Here is a 12134-nt window from a genome sequence, read left to right as displayed (position 1 = left end):
AGCTCCCGCCGCTACGACCGCCCAGATGGGCACATCAAACCGCCCGAACGAACTCAGATCTGGATAAAACTTGGGGGGCAAGGTCAGCGCTACAGTCCGACGACGCAAAAACGCTGGCGACCCGAAAAGCTCAATCGCATCAAAAAAGCCCGTGAATCGAGCAGAGCCTTAGTGACAAAATCAAACGCGAACGACAATCGGCATAACTGCTGCTCAGTCCAAATGAATTTGCGCGCGCCGGACCAAAAAAAACCAACAATTTGAATGGCCTCCATCCAAGTGATTTCGCGTCGAGTCGGTTGTCATTCCATCGGAAAATGCGTTTCGTGTATGATTTATCCATCGGAGTTCGCGTTTCGTGACGAGCGCCTCCATCGGAAATCGCGCTTCGTTGCGCGCAGCAAAAAGGCGCCGTGCGCCGGCGCCTTCCAGTGATCCCTCTCCGACTGGGCGGGTCGTGTCCCCGGTCGTTGTGTTGCTCTGTCGAGCAGCGCCCGGACTCTGGCCGCCGGGGTCGGGACTGGATGCGCGCCTCCCGGCCAATGAACGCGCCCGGCATGCGCGACGCGCCAATTGATCCAAATCAAGACTTACGACTTAAAAGCGAGTTCTGCTTCGCCCGTTGCGTGCGGGTGCCCATCAGGATTGAATCTTGCTGAGAAGAGGGAACATCCCGTGAGTGACTGCTCGTCTGTTCCGCTTTGAGATGCGAACTGGGTCGGCCCATGATGCGAATCTTGAGCCGTTGTATTCCGAGAATTGCGTTGGCTGCGCTGCTCGTCGCCGTCGCCGGTGGAGATGCATTTTCCCAGAACGGCGAGTTCAAACTCTTCAGAAGCGGAACGGACGCACTGGGCGCTTTCATCACCCCTGATGGCAACAAGTATGGATATTTCGTCCCGCAGACGCGCTGGGAGTCAGAGCGCGACGGTCGTACGATCATCTTTGTATGCTGGGAAAACTATAACCCTGACCTGAACGCCGAGCATTTGACTATCCAGAAAGCCGTGACTGAGAGCTGGCAGGAACATTCAAAAATCGAATTTCGTGGCTGGCAACCCTGCGCTGAGCGCAGCGCCGGGATTCGCATCTACATTTCGGACGAGGTGGCGCATACCGACGGTTTGGGCAAAATGATAGACGGCAAGGAACACGGCATGGTCTTGAACTTCACGTTCAAGAACTGGTCGCAGGACTGCAATTATTCCCCGGAACAAAGAAAGGACTGCATCAAGGTGATCGCAGTGCACGAGTTCGGGCACGCAATCGGGTTTGCGCACGAACATATGCGTCCCGACAAACCTGACGACTGCAGAAAGCCTGCCGGACAACCCGCCGTTCCGACGGCGGTGAGGCTTACGCCATATGATCCACACTCCGTGATGAACTACTGTAACGACGAATACAACAACAATGGGGAGTTGAGCGCGCTGGATGTGGATGCACTTCACAAGGTGTATGGAGTCAAATGATGAGAACTCCAGTCAAGCATATCGTGATTGTAGTGGTACTCATGGTCGCGATCGCTGGGCTGGGAAAGGAGGCATTCGCTCAACAGCGAACCCTTACGGATCTGGCACGGCAATCCATCGTGTACATCTGGTTCGACGTTGCGGACCCGACGACGGGTGCAATGGCACGTGTGAACGGGACAGGATTCATCGTCTCCAGAACAGGCTATGTGCTCACTGCCTCCCATCTGTTCCAATCATGGGACATGCAAACGGACGCAAACAAGAAGAAGAACCTGATAAGAGGCACTCTCCAAGACCGTCCGGGATTTACTCCCTCGAATCCGCTTATCCTTCAGCGCATTCCCGTTGCCGGCCTGAGCGACGCTTCGGGCGATGTCAGCCTTCTAAAGTTGCCGTATTCTCGTCAGGACTATCCGGCGGCGACGATTTGCAGACGAGAGGCTTCTGCGGCGCGTGACGGCGACGCTTTCGAAGCCTTCGGATTTCCGCTATCGCAAAGTCTCCAAGGTATCGATGGTAAGCTCGGAACGACCAATGCCCCCGACGGGCGATGGGCGGCGCAGGCGCCGTTCATCTTTGGATTGAGCGGGGCGCCCGTCTACAGCAAGCGGGGATACGTCATCGGTCTAGTCGAAGGTGGCCTGGAAGATGCGGCCAACTGGATTACGCCCATCCAGCACGTCCTTACGCTCCTTCACATCGCGAACTACGTTGACTGCCCGGACGTGACGAAAGCGCTCGTCGAAGCCGCCGATTTCGTCGTTTTCGAGAATCTGTTCGCAACGTTTTTGGAGCCCGTCGACTGGTCCAATGCCGGCATCGTTTTCGATCTGGACCGGGCTTTGACTGCCCGCTATCGGCCTCTCGCGCAGAAGGTTTGGAATCCTCAGAAGAACGACTCGGAGCTAGAAAAGCTAAATCAGGCCGAACGAAACGAGTATGATTTGCGCTCGAGTGAACTGACGTTTGTTTCAACCAAAGTCGCGGGCCTCCTGAAAAATCGCCCAGTCGACGTGTCGCTCGATTTGCATTCCATGAATATTTGGAACGTCGATTTGCGGGATGCCGATCTAACCGGGGCTAACCTCAACGACACAGAGGTTTCAGAGTCGGACATGCGGGGAGCGCGGCTGAACGGCTCCTCTCTGGACCGCGCCATGCTGCACCAAAACGACATCGAGCGAGCAGACCTCTGCGGAATTACTCAGTATCAGGATTCGAATTTCATCGAGACACCTTGGTGGCAGGCTTCGCACGTAGACGGGGACTTGCTCGCTTACCTCGCCAACCACTTCGCATTCGACCAAAGAACTTCCTATCCGCGTCACACGTCACGGCAGGATTTCCAAGCCGGCTTGACGCGGCTACGGCAGTCGTCCCCAGAGCGTGGTTCGACAACAGAACAAGGAGTTGCGCGCGGACCGCGAGACTGCAATTAGACTCTCTGCTCGAGCAACGTACCGGCACGAAGGATGCATCCACAGCCTTAACGTGTATCTCCTGTGGCGCTGGAAGAAAAACCATCATAACATGAGCTTGCGCTCGACGTCGGTGTTGGGGGACACAAAGATGAAAAGTCCGGTGCTTGTCAGCTGGCCAGCGGTGGCCTGCATTTTGCTGCCTGGATGCGTGCAGACGCCTCCCTCCGATGGAATGGCCAGCGTCCCCGTGCACGAGGTGGTTCGGCGACTCAAGTGTGAGCTTGTGGACGCGATCCGTCTGAAGGTGACGGAGGACAATCGGTTCGGTTTTCTGACTCAATGGTCGGCGAAAGTTCATCTAACGTTGGTCGTTGATGATCAGACCTCGATCAACCCTGGGGCCACTTTCATTGAACCGCTCAAAATAGCCGGCACAAATCGCAGTCTCGCCGTGGGCGGGGGGCTGACGACTCAGGCGGTACGCACCGAGGACATGGAGTTTTTCATGTCGTTTCCCGAGGTGCTCAAGGAAATGAGCAACGACCGGATATGGTCAATGACCTATGCAAACTGCAGCCGTTATCCCGGCATTCTTCTCGAGAGCGAGCTTGGGCTCAAAGCCGTCATCGATAAGGCGCTTGCTCCGGTCGGCGCCGGCGTTCTCTACACGGGCGTCAACAACCCGGGCCTCGGAACTGGCCAGCCTAAAGTGCCGGCCGGTGAGATAAAAAACATAGATACGGCGCTGAACAACCTGAAAGCGATAGATCGCCTGCCGCGTCCGGGCTTGAGCGAGCCCGAGCTGGCACAAACCTCTGCCGGACAAAAGTCTCAATCTCTTGAATTTTCCATCAAGCGGCTCGGCGAGGCCAAGGAGAAGACCGAGCAACAACTAAAGGAATTGCAAGACCAGATCCAGGAACAAAAAACATTGAAGGACAATTTGGCAAAGGCGAAGCAGCTTGAGATCAATTCCAAGATGCTTATTCAGGAGGTTGTGACGCCACTCAGCGATATTGCCGCCAATTCCATAGCAGACAAGTGCCTTGCTGGCGTCAAAGCTGAAAGACTTGCCGCAGTCACGTCGGCATCTGTGGTGGCGGTGAAAAAGTACGGCGTTGACAATGCTCAGGACGGCAAGACATCGACAGAATTTCTGAACGGCGAGCAGGCCGCGGCAACCGACACATTCACACATGCCGACAACATGCTTCGTCAAATCAAGAACTGCGGCCCCAGGGAAAAGCCCAAGCCCGCGCTTTACGACCCGCTCGACGTGATAGGCGAGACGGTCAATTTCTATGTCACGGCTACGGGAAGTGTCACGCCCTCCTGGAAGCTCGTGAGGATTACTGCGCCACTGGCGCCAACCTTCATCTCTGGAACGCGGAAGGATACCAATACTCTGATAATCGCCATGGGCCGCCCGAACACGAGCGGCGACATACCCAAATCGAGTGAGGCAATGAACCAGCAAGTCTTGGCGCAGATTCTAAGCCAGGCAATCACCACCAGGATCAATCAGCAATGAATGACGCGCGATGGTATGCGCTGATCAGATTGGAGGATGGAGTATCCGCTGCCCTCAGGGATTACAGATGCTGCGATGGTTGCAGTAAAATAGACTTAGATGAGGGGCGCGTCTGCATTCGCGGACTAGGCGCACGTGTTGAAGCTCTCGATGAAGGCGTTGATCTGCTCTTCCGTAAAGCGGCTGCGCTTCATGCTCTGGTCCTCGTTGGGCCAGAACGAACTTCAAACTGGATTAAGCCCCAGGGGCAAGGTCAGCGAATACCAACAAAATCAGAGAGTTGAGAACTCGTTTGGGAGGAAAAGGCATCATTGTTCTGCAACGCCTTCCAAGAGCAGGCCCCAAACGGACTGGACGAAGTCAGCCGCAGACCGAGGGGCCGCAGAGCGGCGAACCAGTGAATTCGGCGAACCGAACGGTCTGGCGCAGTCGGGGGCTTAACGTCCCGGAGACGTAACCTTCAGAAGTCTGCGACCGCCTTGGACTCATGCCGGGCGAAACGCACGGGAGCGTAGGGCCTGGGATCGACGATCGGTTTGGCGGAGGTCACGAGATCGGCGATGAGATGGCCCGCACCTGGCCCGATGCCGAAGCCGTGGCCACTGAAGCCGGCGGCGACGATCAGGCCGGGCAGCGCGGCGAGCTCGCCGATCGCAGGCACGCCGTCGGGCGTGGAATCGATGTAGCTCGCCCACGCCGCCGTGACGCGGCTCTGCTTCAAGGCCGGCAGCAGCTCGACCGCGCGCGCCCGGGTCAGGCGGATGGTGGCCTGGTCCGGCCGGGGATCGAGGATGCGGGTCAGCTCCATCGGCGTCGGCGCGTCGAGCCGCCAGCGGCCGACCGTCTCGTGGCCGGCGCGCAGGCCTTCGAGCCCGCCGGGCAGCAGGCTGCGCCAGCGCCTGGCGAACATCGGCAGGAAGTGCGGCGCGAAGCGCAGCTGCTGAAGTGTAGGATCGACGCGGCCGCGGCCGCTGATCGCGAGGGTATGGCCGCCGTCGCCGCGCCGGGTGATCGAGACGGCGGCGGTGTGCAGCGCCGGGGGCAGCGGCTCCGCCGACGGCGACAGAGCGAGCGCCGAGGCGCGGATCGAGGCCATCGGCAGTGCGACACCGAGCTGATGGCAGAACGACGAAGCCCAGGCGCCGGCGGCGAGCACCGCGACCGGCGTGCGGATGGTGCCACGCTCGGTGATCACGGCCGACAGCCGGCCGCCGCTGGTCTCGACGCCGCGCACGGCGCACATCTGGTGCACCGAGCCGCCCTGCTTCAGGATCGCGCGCGCCACCGCGGGCGCGGCATCGGCGGGGCTGGCGGTGCCGTCGGTCGGCGAGAACACGCCGCCCTTCCAGCTGCGCCCGGTGGCAGCGCCGCGCTCCGTGGCCTGACGGCTATCGAGCATGTGCGTGGTGACGCCGGCGGATTTGGCGAACTCGCCCCAGCGCGCCCAGCCGGCGAGCTCCGCCTCGTCATTGCTGAGATAGAACAGGCCGCAGCGCGAGAAGCCGGTCGCCTCGCCGCTCTCGGCCGCGAAGCGCTCCCACAGATCGAGGCTCAGCGTCGCCATCGGCAGCTCGCGCGCATCGCGGTTCTGCTGCCGGCACCAGCCCCAATTGCGGCTGGACTGCTCGGCGCCGATGCGGCCCTTCTCGATCAGCGCCACCGCGAGCCCGCGCCGCGCGAGGTAATAGGCCGTGAACACGCCGACGATGCCGCCGCCGATGACCACGGCATCTGCACGCGCGGGCAGCGTTGGCGATGTCTCGACGTGCACCAGCGGTGCGGGCATGCGGTCTCTCCGGCTGTAGGCTTGGACAGGTTAGAGCGGTATCAGGCCGCACGGGCGCCGGATTCGCGGCCGGGACGGCATATCATTCTGCCGGCCGGCGCAGCGCCGGCGTATTGTTTTGCATCGCATAATCCCGGCGGATACGGCCCCATTCTTGCTTTACGGACATTTCGTTGGGCCAAGCGCAGAATTTTCTGCTGTAATGGGGACCCGACCTCGCGCCACACGGGACCACGGCTTCATGAAGCTCGATCGCATCGACATCAAGATCCTGCATGAACTGCAGAAGAACGGCCGCGTCACCAATGTGGAGCTGGCCGAGCTGGTCAATCTGTCACCGAGCCCCTGCCTGATGCGGGTGAAGAAGCTGCAGGCGGAAGGCTATATCGAGGGCTACTCGGCGCAGATCTGCGCCTCCAAGCTCGGCCAGACATTGACCGTGTTCACCGAGGTCACCCTGAAGAACCACCGCCAGATCGACTTCGCCCGCTTTCTCGCCGCGGTCGAGAAGATCGACCAGCTGATCGAGTGCCACCTCGTCTCCGGCGGCTACGACTACATGATGAAGTTCGTCACCGCGGGGATCGGCGAGTACCAGACCATCATGGAGCGATTGACCGACATGGACATCGGAATCGAGAAGTACTTCAGCTTCGTCGTGCTGAAGTCGCCGATCGTCAAGCCCTATCTGCCGCTGACCAGCCTGTTCCAGATGTAGCCGCGCGGTCAGCGCTGGCAGTATTCGCGGACCTGCTCGGGATCCTGGCGGAGATTGTCGAGCCAGGCGGGATCGAGCTTCGGCACCGACGACAGCAGGAGCTTCGTGTAGGGATGCTCCGGCCGCGCCATGGCCTCGGGCGTGATCTGCTCGATCTTGCGGCCGCGATACATCACGACGATGTCGTCGCAGATCGCCTCGACCACCGACAGATCATGGCTGATGAAGACATAAGCGAGATCGAGCTCGCGCTGCAGCTCCTTGAGCAGATCGATGACCGCCGCGGCGACGACGGTGTCGAGCGCGGAGGTGATCTCGTCGCAGATGATGAGCTTGGGATCGGCGGCCAGCGCGCGGGCGAAGTTGACGCGCTGCTTCTGTCCCCCCGAGAGCTCGCCCGGACGGCGCAGCCGTAGGCTGCGGGGCAGCTTCACCATGTCGAGCAGCTGATCGATGCGGGCGCTGCGATGCTGGCGCTGCATGCCGTGATAGAATGTCAGCGGCCGCCCCAGAATGTCCTCGACCGTATGCGCCGGGTTCAGCGCCGTGTCGGCATGCTGGAACACGATCTGCACCTGGCGGAGCTGGTCCGCATCGCGGCTGCGCGCGCTGCGCCCGAGCTCGCGGCCGTCGAACACGACGCCGCCCGCAAACGGCGGCAGGATGCCGGCGATGGCACGGGCGAGCGTCGACTTGCCGCAGCCGGATTCGCCGATGATGCCGAGATTGCGTCCGCGCGCGACGCGCAGGCTGACGTTCTCGACGGCCACGATCGCGGGCAGGCCGTCCGAGCGCAGCGGACCGTAGCCGACCGACACCTCGTGCACTTCGAGCAATGCCTCGGCCGCCGCGGACGCCTCCGCTCGCGGTTCATGATGCGGCGCGATGGCGGCGAGCAGCTGGCGCGTATAGGGGTGCTGCGCGCGCTCGAGAATGTCGGCGGTCGTCCCGCTCTCCTGCACCTCGCCATTGCGCAGCACGACGATGCGGTCGGCGATCTGGGCGACGACGGCGAGATCATGCGACACGTAGATGCCGGCGATGCGATGCGCGGAGATCACCGACTTGAACGCGCGCAGCACCTCGACCTGGGTGGTGACGTCGAGCGCCGTGGTCGGCTCGTCGAAGATCAGCACCTTCGGGCTCGCGATCAGCGCCATCGCCGCGGCGAGCCGCTGCAGCTGGCCGCCGGACACCTGGTGCGGATAGCGCTCGCCGATCGTGTCGGGGTTGGGCAGCGACAGCGCACGGAACAGCGCCGCGGCCTTGCTGCGCGCCTCCTCCACCGGCATCACGCCGTGGATGCGCACGACCTCGATCACCTGATCCATGATGCGGATTGCCGGATTGAACGCCGCGGCGGCGCTCTGCGGCACATAGGCGATCTTGGCGCCGCGCACGGCCGCCTTGTCCTTCTCCGAGAGTGTCACCATGTCGACGCCATCGAGCGTGACCGAGCCGCCGACGATCTGGCAGCCGGCCCGCGCATAGCCCATCAGGCTCATCGCGATGGTGGTCTTGCCGGAGCCGCTCTCGCCGATCAGCGCGACGATCTCGCCTTCGGCGATGTCGAGATCGACGCCCCTGATGATCTCGATGGTGCGGCCGGAATCGGTGGTCGCCTCGACGCGAAGATCGCGGATCTGCACCAGGCTCGTCATCTACGACGCCCCCCGGTCGCGGATCTTGGTCGGCAGATTGTCGATCAGGAGATTGACGGCGATGGTGAGGCTTGCGATCGCCAGCGACGGGAAGATCACGGCCGGCGCGGCATAGGGCAGCCCGCCGATGTTCTCGCGCACCAGCGCGCCCCAATCGGCATAAGGCGGCCGCACGCCCAGGCCGAGAAAGGACATTCCGGACAGCAGCAGCACGATGAACACGAAGCGCAAGCCAAGATCGACCAGCACCGGGCCGATGATATTGGGCAGGATCTCGGCGCGGATCAAATAGAACAGGCTCTCGCCGCGGATCCGGGCCACCGTGACGAAATCCATGGTGTTGATGTTGACCGCGAGCGCGCGGGCGAAGCGGTAGGCGCCGGGAATGTAGATCACTGCCATGGTCAGGATCAGCACCGGGATCGACGAGCCCACCGCGGCGACGACGACGAGGCTGAACAGCTTGCTCGGAATCGAGCTCAACGCGTCGAGCAGCCGGCTCAGCACCATGTCGACGACCCCGCCGGTGATCGCCGCAATCATGCCGAGCGTGACGCCCGACACGCCGGCGATGATCACGGAGGCCACCGAAATGCCGAGCGTATAGCGCGCGCCCATCAGGATGCGCGAGGTCATGTCGCGTCCGAGATAGTCGGAGCCCAGCCACAGCTCGCGGCTCATGGGGCCGAAATAATCGGTGTCGACGATGTCGCCGATCGGATGCGGAATGATGGAGGGCGCGACGAACGCCACCACGATCCAGAACGCCACGATCAGCGCCCCGGCAACCCCGACAGCGTTGATGCGGTAACCGAAGCGCGGGGTTCGCGAGGCGGATTTCGCGGCGCTCGTCATCGCAGCCTCGGATTGGACAGGATGGCGATGATGTCGGCCGTGGTGGTCAGCAGCAGGAAGCCGAAGCAGAAGATGATGGCGCAGCTCTGGATCAGCGGCAGGTCGCGGGTCGACACCGCGTCGACCATCAGCTTGGCGATGCCGGGATAGTTGAAGACGGTCTCGATGATGATGACGCCACCCAGGAGATAGGACAATGACAAGGCCACCGCATTCACGATCGGGCCCAGCGCATTGGGCAGCGCATGGCGGAGCACCAGACGGCTGCGCGAGGCGCCCTTCAAGAGCGCCATCTCGACATAGGGCGTGTTCAAGGTCTCGATCACGGCCGCCCGGCTCATCCGGATCATCTGCGCCGAGATCACTATGGTTAACGTCACGACCGGCATCGCATAGGCGCGGGCGAAATCAGAGGCGGTGCGGATCTCGCTGATGAAGGACACCGCCGGCAGCCAATTAAGATAGACAGCGAACAAAAGCACAGCGAGGGTCGCGATCATGAACTCCGGCACCGACACGATGCCGATGACGGCGATGGTCAGACAGCGATCATACAGCGTGTTGCGCAGCATCGCCGCGGTGATGCCGAGAGTCAGCGCCAGCGGAACCGCGACGGTCGCGGTGAGGCCGGCGAGCTTGAGGGTGTTGACGAGGCGCCCGCCGATCAGCTTCGCGACTGGCATGTTGTTGGCATATGACACGCCGAGATCGCCCTGCACGACGCCGGCCAGCCAGCGCAGGAAACGGAAAATGGCGGGATCATCGAGATGCATCGCCTTGCGCAGCCCCTCGACCGCCTCGGGGGTCGCGGCCTGGCCGAGCAAGATGGTCGCGGTGTCGCCCGGCAGCATCGCGGTGGCGAAGAAGACGGCGAATGAGACAATGATCGCGGTGACCAGCGCGATCGCCAGCCGGGCCAGGATGAGGGATGCGATCCGATGTTTCAAACTTTGGGTCCGCGAGCCTGATCAGATCATGGTCATCGCGGCGCCGACCCGAGTGACCGGCGCCACGCGACTCAGACAACATTCACGAATCGAGCCAGACATATTCGGCGAAGGCATATCCCATCATGCCGCCGAGCGGGCTCGGCTCCAAGCCCTTCAGTCTCGACGAGGTGGCATCGATATTGGAGATGTAGGCCGGAATGATGGTGCCCGCCTCCTCCGCGATCATCGCCTGCATCTCGGCATACATCTGCTTGCGCTTGGCCTGGTCGAGCAGGCCGCGCGCCTCGAGCATCATCTTGTCGAACTTCTCGGACTTGAAGCGGCTCTCGTTCCACGGCGCCTCGGAGGCATAGAGCAGCGAGAACAGGATGTCCGGCGTCGGGCGCGGATTGATGTTGCCGAAATGGACCGGCGCCTTCAGCCAGTAATTGTCCCAATAGCCGTCCGAGGGAACGCGCTGCACGTCCAGCGTCAGGCCGATCGCCGCCGCCGAGGCCTGGATCACCATGGCCATCTCGATCGCCGAGTTCGCCGCTTCCGAGGTCACGACCGGGATCGACGTGCCGAGCACGCCGGCCTTCTGGAACAGCGATTTTGCCTTGTCCGGATCGAACGGCTTCGGCTTGAGGTCGGGGTTGTGAAAGAAATTCGCCGGCGAGACCGGCTGGTCGTTGCCGACGACGCCGAAGCCGCGCAGCACCGACTTGACGATCTGCTCGCGGTTGACCAGGTGCTTCATGCCGTCGATGAAGTCCTTCTTGTTGCCCGGCGCCATGTCGAGACGGATGTTGAGGTCGGTGTAGTTGCCGGTCGTCGATTTCGACAGCGCGATCCCCTCCTTGCCCTCGATCAGCCGGAGCGAGCGCGGGTTGATGCTGGCGGCGAGCTGGATGTCGCCGGAGAGCAGCGCGTTGACGCGCGCATTCTCCTCCGTGATCGCGATGAACTCGATCTGATCGAGATAGGGGCCGTCCTTGAAATAGCTCTTGTTGCGCACGCCGATGGAGCGGACGCCCGGCTCGAACGCCTCGCGGACGAAAGCGCCGGTGCCGTTGCCCTTCGAGAAATCGGTGGTGCCGTCGGCGACGATCATGAAGTGATGCAGCGCCAGAATCATCGGCAGGTCGGCGTTCGGGCTCGCCAGCGTGATCTCGACGGTGGTCTTGTCGACCGCCTTGAAGCCGGTCATCTGCGCCGCGATCTTGGCGACCTTGGAGCCTGTCGCCTTGTCGAGATGCCGCTTCAGCGAGAACACGACGTCGTCGGCCGTCAGCAGCTTGCCGTCGTGGAAGGTGACGCCCTTCTTGAGCTTCACCGTCCAAGTCTGCGCATCCTGGGACTCGACGGATTCGGCGAGCTCCATCTGCGCCGCGCCGCTCTTATCGAGCGTGGTGAGCCGATTGTAGAACGAGCAGCAGCGCACATAGTCGGTCGAGAACGACGCCTTGGCCGGATCGAGCGTGTCGGCCGTCGAGGTGGACCAGCCCGCGGCCTTGATCGAGCCGCCCTTCTTCGGCGTGGCCGCGAATGCGCGCTCGACGCGACCGAGGATGGTGCTGCCGGAAGCGAGCGCGACGCCATTGGCGAGCATCATCTTCAGGAGATCCCGGCGCGAGGCGCCGCGCCGGATTGCCGCCTCGACCAGCACATCGTCACTCGGAGTCCAGTTGGCGATCCCTTTGCTCATGTCATCCGTCCCCTGTTCGATCCGGCAGAATGAAAATCGTCAGTCGCACA

The 12134-nt window shown here is 62.0% G+C and carries 9 protein-coding genes and 1 pseudogene; 5 read left to right on the top strand and 5 right to left on the bottom strand.

The window, feature by feature from the left end:
- The 4 genes and pseudogenes from ACQR1E_RS20660 to ACQR1E_RS20645 all read left to right on the top strand — a co-directional run.
- Window positions 1–264, top strand: a pseudogene (locus ACQR1E_RS20660) (hypothetical protein); the annotation flags it as partial.
- 500 nt (window positions 265–764) lie between these two features.
- On the top strand, window positions 765–1472 hold the full coding sequence (locus tag ACQR1E_RS20655) for a M12 family metallopeptidase (RefSeq protein WP_434897500.1): 708 nt from the start codon (window positions 765–767) through the stop codon (window positions 1470–1472).
- Window positions 1472–2914 carry a trypsin-like peptidase domain-containing protein gene (locus ACQR1E_RS20650; protein WP_434897499.1) on the top strand — a complete coding sequence of 481 codons (1443 nt, stop codon included), beginning with the start codon at window positions 1472–1474 and terminating at the stop codon, window positions 2912–2914. The genes ACQR1E_RS20655 and ACQR1E_RS20650 overlap by 1 nt, the downstream gene beginning before the upstream one ends.
- 130 nt (window positions 2915–3044) lie before the next feature.
- Window positions 3045–4427, top strand: a complete 1383-nt coding sequence (locus ACQR1E_RS20645) for a hypothetical protein (protein ID WP_434897498.1) — start codon at window positions 3045–3047, stop codon at window positions 4425–4427.
- 460 nt (window positions 4428–4887) lie between these two features.
- Here the strand turns inward: ACQR1E_RS20645 and ACQR1E_RS20640 are convergent, their stop codons facing one another.
- Window positions 4888–6213, bottom strand: coding sequence for an NAD(P)/FAD-dependent oxidoreductase (locus tag ACQR1E_RS20640; protein WP_434862722.1), 1326 nt, complete (start codon window positions 6211–6213; stop codon window positions 4888–4890).
- Between the two features lie 241 nt (window positions 6214–6454).
- Here ACQR1E_RS20640 and ACQR1E_RS20635 point away from each other — a divergent pair, with 241 nt between their 5' ends.
- Window positions 6455–6931, top strand: a complete 477-nt coding sequence (locus tag ACQR1E_RS20635; protein ID WP_434862723.1) for an Lrp/AsnC family transcriptional regulator — start codon at window positions 6455–6457, stop codon at window positions 6929–6931.
- Window positions 6932–6939: 8 nt separating this feature from the next.
- Here ACQR1E_RS20635 and ACQR1E_RS20630 read toward each other — a convergent pair whose 3' ends face one another.
- The 4 genes from ACQR1E_RS20630 to ACQR1E_RS20615 all read right to left on the bottom strand — a co-directional run bounded on the left by ACQR1E_RS20630 (window position 6940) and on the right by ACQR1E_RS20615 (window position 12084).
- The gene (locus ACQR1E_RS20630; protein ID WP_434862724.1) at window positions 6940–8592 is read right to left on the bottom strand and encodes an ABC transporter ATP-binding protein; all 1653 of its coding nucleotides are present in this window, start codon (window positions 8590–8592) and stop codon (window positions 6940–6942) included.
- Window positions 8593–9447: an ABC transporter permease gene (locus ACQR1E_RS20625; protein ID WP_434862725.1), complete on the bottom strand. Its 855-nt coding sequence runs from the start codon at window positions 9445–9447 to the stop codon at window positions 8593–8595.
- The gene (locus tag ACQR1E_RS20620) at window positions 9444–10394 is read right to left on the bottom strand and encodes an ABC transporter permease (RefSeq protein WP_434862726.1); all 951 of its coding nucleotides are present in this window, start codon (window positions 10392–10394) and stop codon (window positions 9444–9446) included. Before ACQR1E_RS20620 ends, ACQR1E_RS20625 begins: the two co-directional genes overlap by 4 nt.
- 82 nt (window positions 10395–10476) lie before the next feature.
- Window positions 10477–12084 carry an ABC transporter substrate-binding protein gene (locus ACQR1E_RS20615; RefSeq protein ID WP_434897497.1) on the bottom strand — a complete coding sequence of 536 codons (1608 nt, stop codon included), beginning with the start codon at window positions 12082–12084 and terminating at the stop codon, window positions 10477–10479.
- Window positions 12085–12134 lie beyond the last annotated feature (50 nt).

Source organism: Bradyrhizobium sp. HKCCYLRH1030 (assembly GCF_051168395.1).
GTDB lineage: Bacteria > Pseudomonadota > Alphaproteobacteria > Rhizobiales > Xanthobacteraceae > Bradyrhizobium.
The sequence above is the reverse complement of the archived record's forward strand: the minus strand, read 5'-3'. Positions and strand labels throughout refer to the sequence as shown.

Bases quoted from the DNA above. Each gene is read 5' to 3' on its own strand.
- ACQR1E_RS20650 (WP_434897499.1), top strand. From the start codon at position 1,472: ATGAGAACTCCAGTCAAGCATATCGTGATTGTAGTGGTACTCATGGTC.
- ACQR1E_RS20645 (WP_434897498.1), top strand. From the start codon at position 3,045: ATGAAAAGTCCGGTGCTTGTCAGCTGGCCAGCGGTGGCCTGCATTTTG.
- ACQR1E_RS20640 (WP_434862722.1), bottom strand. From the start codon at position 6,213: ATGCCCGCACCGCTGGTGCACGTCGAGACATCGCCAACGCTGCCCGCG.
- ACQR1E_RS20635 (WP_434862723.1), top strand. From the start codon at position 6,455: ATGAAGCTCGATCGCATCGACATCAAGATCCTGCATGAACTGCAGAAG.
- ACQR1E_RS20630 (WP_434862724.1), bottom strand. From the start codon at position 8,592: ATGACGAGCCTGGTGCAGATCCGCGATCTTCGCGTCGAGGCGACCACC.
- ACQR1E_RS20625 (WP_434862725.1), bottom strand. From the start codon at position 9,447: ATGACGAGCGCCGCGAAATCCGCCTCGCGAACCCCGCGCTTCGGTTAC.
- ACQR1E_RS20615 (WP_434897497.1), bottom strand. From the start codon at position 12,084: ATGAGCAAAGGGATCGCCAACTGGACTCCGAGTGACGATGTGCTGGTC.